General features: G+C 63.0%; 15 protein-coding genes. 10 read left to right on the plus strand and 5 right to left on the minus strand.

Going from position 1 to position 14,201, the window contains the following annotated elements; genetic code table 11:
* Window positions 1–57 precede the first annotated feature (57 nt).
* The 3 genes from ACFVTG_RS16720 to ACFVTG_RS16730 form a co-directional block, all read right to left on the minus strand.
* Window positions 58–1,998 (minus strand): primary-amine oxidase, encoded by a 1,941-nt coding sequence (locus ACFVTG_RS16720; RefSeq protein ID WP_390282046.1) that lies wholly within the window; start codon window positions 1,996–1,998, stop codon window positions 58–60.
* Window positions 1,995–3,437, minus strand: coding sequence for an APC family permease (locus ACFVTG_RS16725; protein WP_390282047.1), 1,443 nt, complete (start codon window positions 3,435–3,437; stop codon window positions 1,995–1,997). The genes ACFVTG_RS16720 and ACFVTG_RS16725 overlap by 4 nt, the downstream gene beginning before the upstream one ends.
* Window positions 3,438–4,249: 812 nt before the next feature.
* Complete coding sequence (locus tag ACFVTG_RS16730; protein WP_390282048.1) at window positions 4,250–4,591, minus strand: hypothetical protein; 342 nt, start codon at window positions 4,589–4,591, stop codon at window positions 4,250–4,252.
* A gap of 550 nt (window positions 4,592–5,141) precedes the next feature.
* Between ACFVTG_RS16730 and ACFVTG_RS16735 the strand changes: the two genes are divergently transcribed.
* From ACFVTG_RS16735 to ACFVTG_RS16745, 3 genes are read left to right on the plus strand one after another with little or no spacing between them, the layout of a single operon-like run.
* Window positions 5,142–6,095: a type IV toxin-antitoxin system AbiEi family antitoxin domain-containing protein gene (locus tag ACFVTG_RS16735; protein ID WP_390282049.1), complete on the plus strand. Its 954-nt coding sequence runs from the start codon at window positions 5,142–5,144 to the stop codon at window positions 6,093–6,095.
* 2 nt (window positions 6,096–6,097) lie between these two features.
* Window positions 6,098–6,418, plus strand: a complete 321-nt coding sequence (locus tag ACFVTG_RS16740; RefSeq protein WP_390282108.1) for a nucleotidyl transferase AbiEii/AbiGii toxin family protein — start codon at window positions 6,098–6,100, stop codon at window positions 6,416–6,418.
* An 8-nt stretch (window positions 6,419–6,426) separates the two neighbouring features.
* Window positions 6,427–7,002, plus strand: coding sequence for a nucleotidyl transferase AbiEii/AbiGii toxin family protein (locus ACFVTG_RS16745; RefSeq protein WP_390282110.1), 576 nt, complete (start codon window positions 6,427–6,429; stop codon window positions 7,000–7,002).
* A gap of 121 nt (window positions 7,003–7,123) precedes the next feature.
* Here ACFVTG_RS16745 and ACFVTG_RS16750 read toward each other — a convergent pair whose 3' ends face one another.
* The gene (locus ACFVTG_RS16750) at window positions 7,124–8,107 is read right to left on the minus strand and encodes an aldo/keto reductase (RefSeq protein WP_390282050.1); all 984 of its coding nucleotides are present in this window, start codon (window positions 8,105–8,107) and stop codon (window positions 7,124–7,126) included.
* 99 nt (window positions 8,108–8,206) lie between these two features.
* Between ACFVTG_RS16750 and ACFVTG_RS16755 the strand changes: the two genes are divergently transcribed.
* The 4 genes from ACFVTG_RS16755 to ACFVTG_RS16770 all read left to right on the plus strand — a co-directional run bounded on the left by ACFVTG_RS16755 (window position 8,207) and on the right by ACFVTG_RS16770 (window position 11,519).
* Complete coding sequence (locus ACFVTG_RS16755) at window positions 8,207–8,782, plus strand: TetR family transcriptional regulator (RefSeq protein ID WP_390282051.1); 576 nt, start codon at window positions 8,207–8,209, stop codon at window positions 8,780–8,782.
* Window positions 8,783–8,978: 196 nt separating this feature from the next.
* The gene (locus tag ACFVTG_RS16760; RefSeq protein WP_390282052.1) at window positions 8,979–9,446 is read left to right on the plus strand and encodes a MarR family winged helix-turn-helix transcriptional regulator; all 468 of its coding nucleotides are present in this window, start codon (window positions 8,979–8,981) and stop codon (window positions 9,444–9,446) included.
* A gap of 115 nt (window positions 9,447–9,561) precedes the next feature.
* On the plus strand, window positions 9,562–10,125 hold the full coding sequence (locus tag ACFVTG_RS16765; RefSeq protein ID WP_390282053.1) for an isochorismatase family protein: 564 nt from the start codon (window positions 9,562–9,564) through the stop codon (window positions 10,123–10,125).
* Window positions 10,126–10,127: 2 nt separating this feature from the next.
* Window positions 10,128–11,519, plus strand: coding sequence for an MFS transporter (locus tag ACFVTG_RS16770; protein ID WP_390282054.1), 1,392 nt, complete (start codon window positions 10,128–10,130; stop codon window positions 11,517–11,519).
* Between the two features lie 310 nt (window positions 11,520–11,829).
* On the opposite strand, the gene mftR is transcribed toward ACFVTG_RS16770, so the two are convergent.
* The gene (mftR, locus tag ACFVTG_RS16775; RefSeq protein WP_390282055.1) at window positions 11,830–12,420 is read right to left on the minus strand and encodes a mycofactocin system transcriptional regulator; all 591 of its coding nucleotides are present in this window, start codon (window positions 12,418–12,420) and stop codon (window positions 11,830–11,832) included.
* Window positions 12,421–12,539: 119 nt separating this feature from the next.
* On the opposite strand from mftR, the gene mftA reads away from it, so the two are divergent.
* From mftA to mftC, 3 genes are read left to right on the plus strand one after another with little or no spacing between them, the layout of a single operon-like run.
* Window positions 12,540–12,650, plus strand: a complete 111-nt coding sequence (mftA, locus tag ACFVTG_RS16780) for a mycofactocin precursor MftA (protein WP_390282056.1) — start codon at window positions 12,540–12,542, stop codon at window positions 12,648–12,650.
* A gap of 21 nt (window positions 12,651–12,671) precedes the next feature.
* Window positions 12,672–12,962, plus strand: coding sequence for a mycofactocin biosynthesis chaperone MftB (gene mftB, locus ACFVTG_RS16785; protein WP_390282057.1), 291 nt, complete (start codon window positions 12,672–12,674; stop codon window positions 12,960–12,962).
* Window positions 12,959–14,191 carry a mycofactocin radical SAM maturase gene (mftC, locus tag ACFVTG_RS16790; protein WP_390282058.1) on the plus strand — a complete coding sequence of 411 codons (1,233 nt, stop codon included), beginning with the start codon at window positions 12,959–12,961 and terminating at the stop codon, window positions 14,189–14,191. Before mftB ends, mftC begins: the two co-directional genes overlap by 4 nt.
* Window positions 14,192–14,201: the final 10 nt, after the last annotated feature.

The raw sequence follows: 14,201 nt of genomic DNA on the forward strand, positions 1-14,201 counted from the left end.
CAATGTGGAGCGGCCCGGAGCGCTGTCCGCTCGGGCCGCTCCACGGACGGCGACCGGTCAGCCGTGGCAATGACGGCCGGGGTTCCCCGGCACGTCGAGGGCCGGGTTCCGGTCGAAGAAACCAACAGGCTTGAGCTTGAAGCCCGCGTAGTCGACGGGCATGATCGGCCAATCCTCGGGCCGCGGGAAATGCGTCAACCCGAAGGTATGCCACAGGACGATGTCCTGGCCGTCGACGTCCCGGTCGGCGGCAACAAAGCTGGGCAAGCCCGCCCCTCCGGGATGTTGGTTCACAAAGTCGCCCGCGGGATACCGCTCGGCGGGATCGTATTGGGTCACCCAGAGGCTCCTGGTTGCGAAGGTGGCCCGCTTGTGGACCGACGAGGATTCATCGGACAACATGACCGGCTGGTTCTCCGGATGCAGGGCGTAGGCGACGTTCCGTCCCAGCCTGTTCTTCACCTCTGGATTAACGATGTGCCAGACCCGCCCCGTGCTGCCCTCGGCCAAGCGCTGGGCCTCGGATTCCCGCTTCAGGCGTGTTATCGAGCGTGTGAAGGCATTCCCATAGGGGTTCTCCGGGCTCACCGGAAGCCGGACGGCCTCCACCTCGTCGACCGCGTTGACTGGACCATCGACCATCATGTCGAGGCGCGCCGAGAACAGGTGCTGGTGGAACGGCGCGCCCAGGCCGGGAGCCATCTCCGTTGCGTACTTGTCGTCTTCGCCCCGAAAGGCGTTGGCGAAGACGACACCGGTCGCCTTGACTTCCAACTCGATCGTTCCGTCCAGATAGAAGTACCAGTAGAAGCCGTAGTCGTAGTTGCCGATCGTCGTGAAGAAGGAAACAACGAGCCGGCGTTGGCGGCGGGTCTCGGACATGCCGTTGAACATGTCGTTGTGCTTCCACAGGACGCCGTAGTCTTCCTCATGGATACAGATGGCGTTCTTCAGGGTCCGCGGCTCTCCCGCCTCGGTGGGAACCATCGCGTCCAGGTAGTGGATCTCCCCCAGGCAGTCGCAGCCGAGCTGGAGGGAATTGGTATACCTCGAGAAGAGGTACTCGCCGGTGTCGAAATAGTTCTGGTAGAACCGTGTCGGGTTTGGATCGGCGTAGTTCACGACCATCTCCGCAATCGAAGCGCGGTATATGATGGGCCGAAGCCGCTCGCCTTCGGCGAATCCGACCTGGTGGAGGATCAGCCCCTCACGCATGTCGAAGCCGACCCGCAGGTTCCAGTTTTCCCAGTCGATGACGTCGTCGACGACCGTAAAGCTCGGCCCCTCGGGCTGGGTGATCTCGATCGGTTTGAGCGTGGTCCGCTCCAGCCTGGCGTGGGGCTCGTCGTTCCAGACGGACCGCTCGGACGGGACGGGCAGCACCTCGTCGTCGATGATTTGCGTGGCGGCTCCGAGTCGGAGATTCACGTAGGCCACGAGGCCATCGACAGGGTGCCCCCACGGCATGTCGGTCGGATGCTTCTGGGCAAACCCGACGACCCTGACATACCGCTCTCCTCGCTCGTCTTCGAATCCGAACGAGCCGGCTGAGAGCGGGACTGCCCGGACCTGCTCGATGCTCAGGCCCCGCCGCTCCAGAGCTGCGATCCACCGGGGATCCTGTCGGACGATTTCCTCCACGGTCTCGAATTCTTCGTCGAGGATCGGAACGTGGCCGGCGGTGGCCGTATCCAAGATGTCGTTGCGCACGATCGTCCTGCCCGTTATGGAGACGATCAGGTCCCGTTCGGTACCGTCGCTGCGGTCCAGCAGGAAGACCCTGGCCAGCCGCTCAATGCGGTCGCCGGACGTGAAATTCAGCACCGTGTTCTTGTGGGGCTCCTCCAGACCGATGTAGACGAAGCGGGCCGTTGACATCAATAGTCCGGAATCGGCAACGACCTCGCGGACGACGTCGACCTCCTCCGCCGACAGCCTGGACAGCGGATGTATGAGGTCCAGCCTCTGCGTTGTGCCCTCAGCACTTGACGTAGTCACGCGTTATTCCTTTCAGCCGAGCTTTCGATATTAATACTGGGTCGTATCGCCGCCACAACCCACCCCGACGCGAACGACGCGAGAATCAAAAGCCCCACGATGATCCCCAGAGCGAGGTCTCCGACGAGCAAGGGCAGATTGGCGACAGTGATCCACAGGGCCATCAGCAGGCCCAGGAAGCCAAGCCCGGGCGCGACTTTCGTCTTCCAGAGCCGCGGGTCACGGATCTTCGCGAAAAAGACGAGGACGGCCAGGCAGGTCAGGAGCATCAGGGCCAGGATTCCCACTGTGGCAATGCCGACGAGCCAGGTGAAGACCTGCGCCACCGGGTCCAGCCCAAAGGATGCGAAAAGCACGATCAGGAGGACGGCCGAACCCGTTTGGACCATTGACCCGATGTGCGGGGAATTGTGCGTTGCATGGCCCTTCCCGAGAGCTCGCGGCAGCGCACCGCTCTGCCCCAGGGCGAATAGATAGCGGGCGATCACGTTGTGAAACGAAAGGACGCAGGCGAACACACTGCCAATCAAGACCCATTGCAGGATGTCCTTCGCGATCGGCCCCATGACGATGCTGGCCGTATCGGCGAGCATCGACTCCGGCTGCGACTCCGCGCGCGCCACCGCCGCGGCGTCTCCCCAGGCCGAGACCATTGTCCATGCCACGAAGGCGTAGAAGACACCGATCAGCAGGAGTGCCCCATAGGTCGCGCGCGGGATCGTCCTGGCCGGGTCGCGGGCCTCGTCGCGGTAGATCGCCGTGGCCTCGAATCCGATGAAGCCGGAAATCGCGAACATCAGGCCGAGGGCCGGCGAGCCGGAAAAAATCTCAGACGGTGTGAAGGCCGCGGTGGACATTCCCTCCGGCCCTCCGCCCCGGAAGAGAACCAAGACCCCGATGAGCAGGCAGAGCATGACTTCGACGACGAGGAGCACACCCAGCACCTTGCTGGAGAGATCGATGTTCCGGTAGCCCAGGAACCCCACGACTGCCACGGACAGCAACGACCACAGCCACCACGGCAAATCGGGGCCGCCGAGGGTGGCCGTTAAGCCCTGCAACACCGCCCCCATGAACGCATGGACCGCGACCTGCACGGTTGTGTAGACCAGAAGGGCAAGGAATGCTGCGCCAAGACCGCAGCGGCGGCCGATTCCGCGAGTCACATAGGCGTAGAAGGCCCCGGCGCTCGGAACGAACGGTGACATTGCAATGAAGCCGACGGCGAACAACCCCAGGATCAGCGCCCCGACGACGTACATGATCGGGAACGCCGGCCCGTTGCCGACGGTCAGCGCAACGGGGACTGTGGCCCCCACCGTCGTGAGCGGTGCCGCCGCGGCAACCACCATGAAGATCACAGCTCCGGGACCCAGCGAGCCTGTCAGCCTTCGCGCGGTGCTCTTCCCTTCCGTGGGAATACGGGTTTCTTCTAACATGTCATTTCATCCAATCCGGGCTTTGTCATCTTGCACGGCGTCCTCCGGACGCGGCTACGTCGAGTGTTCCTGGACCGTGACCTTGGCCCATGAGTTCTTATCAAGGTCTGGATGGACTGGTCCGGTAGGACCGTCCAGAACCAGCGTCGCTCCGACAAGAATGGACCAGCGCCGTTGCCCGCCCATCGCTCCAACGAGGCGATGAAATGACCATATGGCGTGCGTCACATCCTGACCATGGATCAGGAGTCTAAAAATCTCATCTCGCATTGGACTACAGATCCAAATCCTCCGAAAGGCTCACGGGCAGCGTCCGGATCAGGAGAAACAGAAAATTTTCAGTATCCGCAGGCCTAGCCTGACCAAAATGAACATCCAATAGGAATTCTTTCAAATGGAGATGCGCGCTGCTCCCGACAAGGAAAATGCGACACCGCCCGAAGACGTGGCCACGCCAAAAGAAGACCTTTCCCCACAATCGATCACAACCCCGGCGGATCCTTCCCGGTCACTTGCCAACAAGATCCGCACCCGCCATCTTCAACGAGCCAAGAACGAGGGCACACCGGTCTCGAACCCGTCCGCCTGCAACCGTTGGCCACGGGAGAGCCCGGCGCCTTTCGGCCGACCGGGTTCCTGCCGCCTTCCAGAGGCATTGCTGCGCACGCCCTCCTTCGACATGCTGCCCTGCTCCCAGGCCTTCTTATCGATCGCAACGGCTGGAACACTTCCCGGTTCCGTGCACTTTCAGTCCCCCAGCCTGTCTTGGAAGGGGTGCAGTGCCCGGGCACGGTGCGTCTCCGGAATCGTAGTTACGGTCGCGCAAAAGAGGCCGGGGCCACAGCCGCACCCTCCTCGCTGGGGCGCGGGCAGTTTGGGACGCGATGGCCGGCCGGCACGTCCTCCCCCGACAGCGGCGAGATCACCAGATCACCGTCCTTGTCCAGGCGCACCGGTCCGCCCACGGAGGACAGAACCACCTCGAGCTCCCCGAGCGCCTCGCCCAGTTCGTCCTCGGCCGCGGGCAGCGCGCGGGCGGGGTCGGCGGCCTTGCCCACCAGCTGGCAGAACTCTGCGCGCCACAACCCCCACTTGTCCGGGGTCAGCAGGTAGGCAGCCGGGTCGGAGTAGCGACGCGAGCCCGGCACGAACACGTCGCCGGTGCGCAGCGCGTCGCGCAGGGCAAGCAGCGTTCACAGCTCCCGGTAGTGCTGGTAGGCGCACGTGTTGCGGGACGTGGCCAGACTCTCCAAATTCCGAAGGCCAGCCAGAGTGGGCTTCCCACGGAACTCCTCGGCACAGCCTCAAGTGGCGCGGCCATATCCGGCTCCCCTGTCCGGCGTGTCGAGCCGGATACGCCGGCTATTTCCAAAGGTCTCCGGCAAAGTGGTGCCCACTCTCCGTTGGCGTTTCAGCCCGGCCTAATACTGGCCGACTATGGGTGGCTATAGACCTTTGAACAGGACGAATATGTAGGCTGGGAACAACTATCCGGATCCACGGCTTTGAGTTTCAAGGAAGGTTGCACTTTCCAACCGAGTCCTACGTCAATCGGGTCGCCGGCAAACCGGTCTCGTAGCGCGGCCCCGGGGTCCACTCAATCAATGACGCGGATATCGCAACCGCCGCGACCTGCATTGAGCGCAATCGATACTGCAAAACTCACTTCAGGGTATACTATTGCAGTAACCGTGAGGAGGAATGATGTCTGATGCGCTCGCACTTGCTGACCTTGCTGCCGAACAGTGGGGCCTCGTTACGACATCGCAGGCCCGCGGTCTCGGCATGTCTGCCCAGACTGTAGCTCGACTGACCAATCAGGGGGCGCTTGAGCGCCTGACGCACGGCGTTCACCGGGTGGCGGGAACTCCTCCGTCGCCTCTCGATGAGCTTCGTGCGGCCTGGCTTGCCCTGGACCCGACCCGCCGCCAAAGCGAACGCCTTCGCGACAAGGACCCGATCGCCGTCGCCTACCGCTCTGCAGCGGCAATCCACGAGCTTGGAGATCTCGAGGCAGATCGGTTTGAGTTCATCAGCGGCGCCCGCAAGCAGACCCGGCGCCCGGACATCCGGCTCCACCGCGGCCAGATCGATCCGGGCGAGTGGACGACAGTGGAAGGCCTTCCGGTGACCTCGGTCCTCCGGACCGTGGCCGACCTCGCGGCGGAGCATGTTGACGGCGGGCACCTAGCGACCGTGGTGCGAGATGCGCTCACTCGACGGCAAGTCGATGACCAGCAGCTCGCCACGGCGCTTCGACCCTATGCGCACCACTACGGCGTACGGATGGGCGACGGTGAGGCTCTCCTCTCACGATTCCTCCAGGAGTCCGGTGTCTCCGTGCCGATCGGTCGAGCTGTCGAGCTTGCTGGTGCGATGCCGATGCCCGGTAACGCTCGGGATCTTCAGCGCCTCTCGGAGCAGCTTGCATCGATCCAGAGCGCGATCGCACCCGCTGCGCGACTCACTGAGCAGATCGTCAACTCGCCAGCGATGAAGGCGGTTGCGGATCTCGCGAGGCGGGCTCAGTCGCCGGCCATGCAGCGGCTCGCCAAGCAAAATGCGGAGGTGGCCGAGATGTCCCGGCTTGCCCGCACGATCAGTGAGTCCATCAATTTGTCAGATTTCGAACCCAAGAAGCAGGAGAACAGCGAGTGAGCATGGTCAATGGCTCAACCCACTACTCCAGCGCTAATGCCTTCCGGCGGGCGCTGGAGGACCGGCTCAAGAGCGAGGCAAAGGCCTGCGGGCAGGCCCTCGGAGAGCTGCGTCGGGAGTTTTTGTTCCAGCGGTTCCTCGCACTGATCTTCTGTGCCCCCGACGGTCAATGGGTTCTTAAGGGCGGGGCGAGCCTGCTGATGCGCCTCGCGGAGGCGCGGTTTTCCAAGGATCTGGACCTGCTGCATCTGGGTGAGCTGTCAGCGAGGAGGCAATTGCCGAGCTCCGGGATCTCACGGCTTCACGCGAGGGAGACCACCTGACCTTCGTCATCGAAGACGGGATCTCGTACAGCCGGACCAACCCGGTCGTCGAGATCCGTGTCAATGCCTACATCGGCGCCAAATACGACAGCTTCCCGATCGACTTGGCGCGCGAGCTGCACCTCCTGGCCGTGCCCGAGCGGGTCCGGCCGAAGCCTGTGGTCGATGTCCCTGGCCTGGCCGAGCTCCCCGAGGTCGTGGTGTACCCGCTCACCGATCAGGTGGCCGACAAGGTGTGCGCGATGTACGAGCTCCACGGCCGCCTTCAGAACCCGTCCTCGCGCTACCGCGACCTGGTCGATCTGGCACTCATCACCTTGACCTGCGAGTTCGACGCCGTGCCAGTCACCAGAGCCCTACACTCGGAAAGCAGGCGGCGACGCATGCAGCTCCCCGCGGAGATGGTGCCCCCGGGGCCACAGTGGTCGGCCGGCTACAGGGCCACTGCGCGCAAGACCAAGATAGCCAAGGCGCTCCACAGCATGGACGCCGCCTTGGAACACGTCGGGATCTGCCTCAATCCGCTTCTCAGCGGCTCACGCGAGCGGGGCAAATGGCGGCCTGGGCGCGGCTGGTCCGACTGAGCGTGGAGTCGGCACGCAACCAGCTCCCGCAGATACACGACCGATTAGGACGAACTCTCGGCCGCCAAGACTGATTGACGGCTAGGCGGTGGCCAGTTCCACGGGATCGAGTAGCTAGGTCTCAGCCGTCGAGCGTCCCCATCATCTCGGGCGCGTAGCGGGCGCCGGTAACCACGCCGCGGGGAGCCGCCGCCTCGATGGCAGCAACGTCCTCAACGGTGAGGGCAACTTCGGTCGCAGCGACGTTCTCTTCCAGGTAGCGGCGGCGTTTGGTGCCGGGGATCGCGACCGCTCCCTGATGCTGTACCCAGGCGAGCGCCAGCTGAGAGGGCGTGACGCCCTTCGCGGATGCGATGCGGCGGACCTCGCGGACGACGTCGAGGTTGTGGTCGAAGTTCTCGCCCTGGAAGCGGGGGTCAGTCCGGCGCCAATCGTCCTCGGCGAAATCATCGGGGCTGGTGATGGCACTGGTCAGGAAGCCACGCCCCAGCGGGGAGTAAGCTACCAGGCCGATCCCCAGTTCCCGGAGGGTGTCGAGCACCCCGTTGTGTTCGATGTCTCGCTCGAAGAGCGAGTACTCGGTCTGGACGGCGGTGAGTGGATGCACGGCGTGGGCACGCCGGATAGTCTGGGCGGATGCCTCGCATACACCGATGTGGTGAACCTTGCCCTGGGCTACCAGATCGGCCATCGCGCCGACGGACTCCTCGATGGGCACCCCGGGGTCTATGCGGTGCAGGTAGTACAGGTCGACGTAATCGGTCCCCAGATGCCGCAGGGAACGTTCGAGGGCCCGGCCTATGTACTCCGGCCGGCCATTGAGGCCGAGTACGCTGCCGTCGTCTGTGATTTCGACGCCGGTCTTGGTTGCCAGGACAGCCTCGTCCCGGCGACCCGCCAGCGCCCTGCCGAGGAGCTGCTCGTTGACGAAGGGGCCGTAGCTCTCGGCTGTATCCAGCAAAGTGACGCCCAGCTCGAGCGCACGGTCGATCGTGGCCAGCGACTCGGCCTCGTCAGTCGCACCGTAGAAGGCGCTCATACCCATGCAGCCGAGTCCTTGAGCGCCCACGGTCAGGCCCGGGCGGCCCAGTGTGCAGTGTTCCATGAACTTCCTCTGTCGATAACTAACTGGATAGATACTTACCGTAGGCCGAGGGTGATTCGGGAGTCAATAACTAGATAGTTACTTGCTAGGGTGGCCGACATGCCACGTGATTCCAGCGCCACCCAGGCCAGATTGCTCGACGCCGCCTTTACCGAATTCGCCGCGTACGGCATTGCCGGGGCCCGGGTGGACCGGATCGCCGACGCCGCCGGGGCGAACAAGCGGCTGATCTACGCCTACTTCGGTAACAAGGAGCAGCTGTTCGACGAGGTCCTGCGACGGGCACTGACGGCAGGGGCCGAGTCGGTGCCGTTCGAGGTAGTTGACCTGCCCGGATACGCGGCGGCGATCTTCGACCACCTCGTCGCCCGACCCGACCTCATGCGCCTGCGGCTATGGAAACTCCTGGAACGTCCATCCGCCACCGGACTCGAGCCAGACGCCTTCACGCACAAAACCGCCGAGGTTGCCCAGGCACAGCAGCGCGGCGACCTGGCCCGAGACATGGGACCGGAAGATCTGCTGACCATGGTCCTCGCCGCCGCCCAGGCATGGTTCTGGGCCAGCGAAGGCGCGGACGCGCAGCCCTGGTCGGCGCAGCGACTGGCCGAGCACCGCGCCGCCGTCGTCGAGGCCGCCCGCCGGATCTGCGAACCGAAGCAGGCGCACCCTTAGCGGACCCAGAAATTGTGCGGCCATCCGATTCCGGCACCTTGCCGGGTCGCCTTCCTTGGAGCTTGGACCGTCAACCACCAACAACAGGTGAACGCGATATTCACCCGAGGCGCCGCATGGTTCGCAGCCTTCATCGGCAGATTAAATTGGCAGGTAAACTTGGTAGTTTGCCTGTGCATCTAGTAACGTCGCCAGCATGGATTCCAAAACTGACAACCTCCACGGCATCGGGAATGGCGTCGACGCCAGAGTCACGGAACTGCGGGTCGCGCTGGGGATGGTGTTTCGCAGACTTCGAGAGGAATCATCCGAGGGTCTCACCTGGTCCCAAGGTGCCGTCTTGTCGCGCTTGGACCGCGAAGGGCCGTCGACCGTTACCGGCCTCGCTCGCTCTGAAGGAGTCCGTAGCCAGTCCATGAGCGCGACTGTGGCCGTACTTGAGGAGCTCGGCTTGGTCGTGGGAAGCCGCGACCCGGGCGACCTCCGTCGAACAGTCCTCTGGGTTACCGACGCTGGCAAAGAGACCCTGGCTCGCGAACGGGATGCTCGGGGAGATTGGCTGTCCATTGCGATGAAGACCAACCTGACTGTCGATGAGCAGGCGCAGTTGATCGCCTGCGCGAATTTGCTGCGCCGCCTTGTTGCACCGAACGCTCTCCCTTAGCCATTCTTCAGTTTTTCGGGTTCGGCCGTCCCTGCCGGGACGGCCCATGTCTGCGCACCGGGGACGCCGACCACTTCCGCTTTACTCCCATGCTCGACAATGAAAGCGAACCTCAATGCCTATCACCACACTTGACACCTGCACCGCCCTCATTGCCGTCGATCTACAGGCAGGGATTGTTGCATATCCGATGGCGCATGCTCCTGACGACGTCGTGGGGCGTGCCGCACAGTTGGCTGCAGCTTTTCGGAGACATAACCTGCCAGTGGTGCTGGTCAACGTGGCGGGCAACGCACCCGGGCGTACAGATCAAGGCAGCGGCAACCATGAAGTCGCTGCGGGTTGGTCGGACCTGGTTCCCGAACTGAATCAGCACCCGGATGATCACACAGTCACCAAACTGACCTGGGGAGCGTTCCATAAATCCGCGCTGGATGAGCATCTGCGCGACCTAGGCGTCACTCAGATCGTGTTGACCGGTATCGCGACCAGCATCGGCGTGGAGTCGACCGCCCGCTCGGCCTATGAGCATGGGTTCAACGTGACACTGGCGATCGACGCAATGACCGACATCAGTGGGGTCAACCACCTTCACAGCATCACGAACATCTTCCCGATGCTCGGCGAGACCGGCACTACTGCCGAGATCTTGAAGATGCTGGACAAGACGCGGAGCTAGCTGTGCTTGACACGAGCAACGGCAGGCGGCTCAGGCCCGACAAACCGTTCGGTTGGACTTTCGTAGCACCCCTTCTTTGGGGGGCGGCGATGAACCCCATCAACAGCTCAATCATCGCTACAGCCCTACTCGCGATCGGGCACGCATTCGATGCAAGCGCGGGTCAGACCGCGTTGCTGGTCGCGAGCGTCTACCTGGCCAGCGCCGTTGCGCAGCCGACGATGGGAAAACTTTCCACGCGCTTTGGCGCGCGTCGCATCTTCGTGATCGGAATGGGCATCGTTGTTGTGGCCGGGATCATCGGAACGGTCGCCCCCACATTCGTCTGGCTTGTCGTCTCACGGGCGCTGATCGGCCTTGGAACCTCAGCCGGTTATCCGACTGCGATGGCCCTTATCCGGGAACGGGCGGAGCAGTTCAAGGCCGGGATCCCCGGCGGAGTTCTCGGCAGCATTGCCATCGCGGGGCAGATCACGGTTGCTCTCGGGCTTCCGCTCGGCGGGCTCTTGGTCGGCGCATATGGGTGGCGTGCCATCTTCTTCATCAACGTACCGATCGGCGTCCTCGGCATCATCTTCACCCTCCTATGGGTTCCTGCAGACCGACCGGTTGCGAGGGTGGCCGGCGAATCGCTCGTCACTGCCCTCGATGTGCTCGGCATCGTCCTGTTCGCCGGCGCAATCTTCGCATTGCTCGGATTCCTGTCCAACCTTCGCAACCCGATCTGGTGGCTGGTCCCTGTCGTTATCGTCGTCGCCGCGGCCCTGATCTGGTGGGAGCATCGCGCGCAGCGGCCGTTTATCGATGTCCGCATGCTCCGTCAGAATCATCCGTTGGTGCGCACCTACATACGCAACTGCGCGATGATGATCGCCACGTACTGCGTGCTCTACGGGATGAGCCAGTGGATGGAGGAGAGCCGAGGTCTCAGCCCCGCGACGGTCGGCTTGGTCCTCTTGCCGATGACTGCGGTCGGCGCAGTGGCGTCGGCAATTGTGTCGCGTCGGAATCAGGTTCGCGGACCCTTGGTTTGGAGCGGCGTTAGTGTCGTTGTCGGGGCTGCGGTGCTCGGGTTCGTAGACTCCTCTGTCAGCATTCTCGTGCTGGTTGTCCTCAGCGTGATCTTCGGGCTCACAGGCGGTCTGAGCAGTATCGGCAACCAAGCCGCGCTCTATAATCAAAGTGACGTCAAGGACATCGCCGTCGCGTCGGGGCTGCTGCGGACGTCGAACTACATCGGCGCGATCTTTTCCTCGAGCTTGATCGGTCTAGCCTTCGGGCAGACTGCTACGGACAGCGGACTCCGCATCATCTCGTACGTATTTGGAGGGCTCGGGATTCTCATCCTCTTGATGGCTACACTCGACCGAGCCATCCCACGAAGGGCGCGCTAGGCGACCCATCCACGGTGGGCTTTGGTATTGGCGGACGATCTATCTGGCAGATCTATCTGGCAATGAAGCGCTGAAGACTGCGCGGTGGATTTCCGTTAGGTCTGTCTTTCGCGATGCGCGGCCCGAGGCAGGCATTTCGACAACCTCGGTCGCGGCGATGTTCTCTTCCAGGTAACGGCGGCGCCTGGTTCCGGGGATCGCGGCCGCCCCCTGATGCTGTACCCAGGCGAATGCGTGCTGAGAGGCCGTGACGCCCTTCTCGGACGCAATGCGGCGATTTCGATGCCGGTCTTGGTGGCCAGCACGGGGCTTAGCCAAGATACGAACGAAGCTCGTCCATTGCCGTCCGCAGGATGCTCGTCAGATCGCTACCAGGTTCAGAAAGCCACTGCTCATAAGATGAGACTGCCAAGGCCAGGCTTACGTGGCCGGCAAGGCGCGGTAATAGCGCATCCGGCCTCATTTTCAGCCGGGCTGCCACGTAGTCCTCGATCACGGCCCGCCATGAGGCATACCGGAGAGCGGAGTGTGCCTGGAGTGTTGGCGTGTCCAGAATCAGCCTCATTCGGATGCGGTGTTGGGGCAACGACTGTTCGTCGAAGTCGTTGAATGCCACGACACACCGGTGAACGGCCTCCGAAACCGGTACCTCGAGCGGAACGCTTGCCAGCTGCGCGGCGAAATCGCGCAGGCTTTGGTCGAACTGGCCCCAGGGTATGTCGTTCTTGGAGGGGAAATAGCGGAACAGAGTCCGGCGTCCTACGCCCAAGGCCTCGGCTATTTGCTCCATTGTGGTGTCGTCAAAGCCCTGTTCCTCAAACAGCCTGAAGGCGGCACGCTCGATCGAGCCATGATCCGTTACGGCCCGACGGCCCGGGGAGCGCTTCGTGGCTGTGGTCATCGTAAGAACAAATTTAGCAGTCTTTTCGCCTGCCTCTATCTTTTTGGCGCTGAGTGCCATTATTCTGAGTCGTACTTCTCCGCACCCTTTCCGGAGATCCGTCAGTACAGGAGAAAACCGTGGAAAACGTGAACCCGAACCTTGAAAAAGCTACCTCCGAGGACGCCGACCTCGTCATCGAAGACCTCGTCGAGGACGTGTCCATCGATGGAATGTGCGGCGTCTACTAGACGCCGGGTAGACCCATGAAAATGACAAGCACCGGCACCATGCTCGATGAAGGGTGGGCACTGTCCCCGGCCGTCGCGCTGCGGCCGGAGCCGTTCGGTGCGATGGCGTACCACTTCGGCAACCGGAAACTCACATTCCTCAAGAAACCCGAACTCGTCAGGGTTGTGCGTTCCCTGAATGAATGCACGACCGTCCGGGAAGCGCTGGTGCAGGCCGGAATTCCCGAAGCCCAGTGGCACGCCTACCTCGGCGCGCTGCATAGTCTCGCCGCAACCAACATGATCCGCGCCAGTGAAGGAAGCAAACAATGAGCAAAGGCATCAGCACCCCTCTGGTGCGCCCTACGGGCGGATCCCTGGTGGACCAGTTTGAATTCGGACTCGACGCCCCGATCTGCCTGACCTGGGAGCTGACCTACGCGTGCAACCTGGCCTGCGTCCACTGCCTGTCCTCTTCGGGCAGGCGCGACCCGCGCGAACTGACCACGGAGCAGTGCGAAGCCGTGATTGACGAACTGCAGCGCATGCAGGTCTTTTACGTCAACATCGGCGGCGGAGAACCCACCATTCGACCGGACTTCTGGCATCTGCTTCAGTACGCGGTTGACCACCAGGTTGGCGTGAAGTTTTCCACGAACGGCATCCGCATCGACAAGGAGAAGGCCGCATTCCTGGCCTCCACACCCTACGTCGATGTCCAGATCTCCCTCGACGGCGCAACGGCCGACGTCAACGACTACGTCCGCGGACCCGGGTCCTACGACACCGCAATCCGCGCCCTGGAAAACCTCAAAGACGCCGGCTTCAAGGATGCGAAGATTTCCGTCGTCGTGACCCGGCAAAATGTTGGCCAGCTTGATGAATTCAAACGCATTGCCGATGAGCATGGTGCCACCTTGCGCCTCACCCGTCTTCGCCCCTCCGGCCGCGGGGCCGACGTATGGGACGAGCTACACCCGTTGCCCGAACAGCAGCGCACCATCTACAACTGGCTGATTGCCAACGGGGAAAACGTCCTGACCGGCGATTCTTTCTTCCATCTCGCGCCCTTTGGGGAGAGCCTGCCGGGCCTTAACCTGTGCGGCGCCGGCCGCGTCGTGTGCCTTATCGACCCGGTGGGAGACGTCTACGCCTGTCCCTTCGCCATCCACGAGACCTTCCTCGCGGGCAACGTGCTCAGCGAAGGGGGATTCAAGGAGGTCTGGCAGGAATCGGCGCTGTTCACCGAACTCCGTTCACCACAGACTTCCGGGGCATGCACCAAATGTGCGTTCTTCGACACCTGCCGCGGCGGCTGCATGGCCGCGAAATTCTTCACCGGCCTGCCCCTGGACGGACCCGACCCCGAATGCGTCCAAGGCTACGGCGAAGTGGCCCTGGCCGGAGACCGCAGCAGGCCACAACCCAGTCAAGACCACTCGCGCTCAGCGCTCCCAAAGCGGGCACAGCCCGTCATGGTGCAGATCGGGATGCGACCGGACATATCGGCTCCACCCGTTTCGGCCTGCGCCGCCAGTCCGCTCGCCGGCTTCCAGCCGTAGTCACCAGAAC

The sequence above is a fragment of the Arthrobacter sp. NPDC058127 genome, from assembly GCF_042884555.1.
GTDB lineage: Bacteria > Actinomycetota > Actinomycetes > Actinomycetales > Micrococcaceae > Arthrobacter.

Coding starts and splice junctions, on each gene's coding strand:
- ACFVTG_RS16725 (WP_390282047.1), bottom strand. CDS start 3,437: ATGTTAGAAGAAACCCGTATTCCCACGGAAGGGAAGAGCACCGCGCGA.
- ACFVTG_RS16735 (WP_390282049.1), top strand. CDS start 5,142: ATGTCTGATGCGCTCGCACTTGCTGACCTTGCTGCCGAACAGTGGGGC.
- ACFVTG_RS16740 (WP_390282108.1), top strand. CDS start 6,098: ATGGTCAATGGCTCAACCCACTACTCCAGCGCTAATGCCTTCCGGCGG.
- ACFVTG_RS16750 (WP_390282050.1), bottom strand. CDS start 8,107: ATGGAACACTGCACACTGGGCCGCCCGGGCCTGACCGTGGGCGCTCAA.
- ACFVTG_RS16755 (WP_390282051.1), top strand. CDS start 8,207: ATGCCACGTGATTCCAGCGCCACCCAGGCCAGATTGCTCGACGCCGCC.
- ACFVTG_RS16760 (WP_390282052.1), top strand. CDS start 8,979: ATGGATTCCAAAACTGACAACCTCCACGGCATCGGGAATGGCGTCGAC.
- ACFVTG_RS16765 (WP_390282053.1), top strand. CDS start 9,562: ATGCCTATCACCACACTTGACACCTGCACCGCCCTCATTGCCGTCGAT.
- mftR (WP_390282055.1), bottom strand. CDS start 12,420: ATGACCACAGCCACGAAGCGCTCCCCGGGCCGTCGGGCCGTAACGGAT.
- mftB (WP_390282057.1), top strand. CDS start 12,672: ATGACAAGCACCGGCACCATGCTCGATGAAGGGTGGGCACTGTCCCCG.
- mftC (WP_390282058.1), top strand. CDS start 12,959: ATGAGCAAAGGCATCAGCACCCCTCTGGTGCGCCCTACGGGCGGATCC.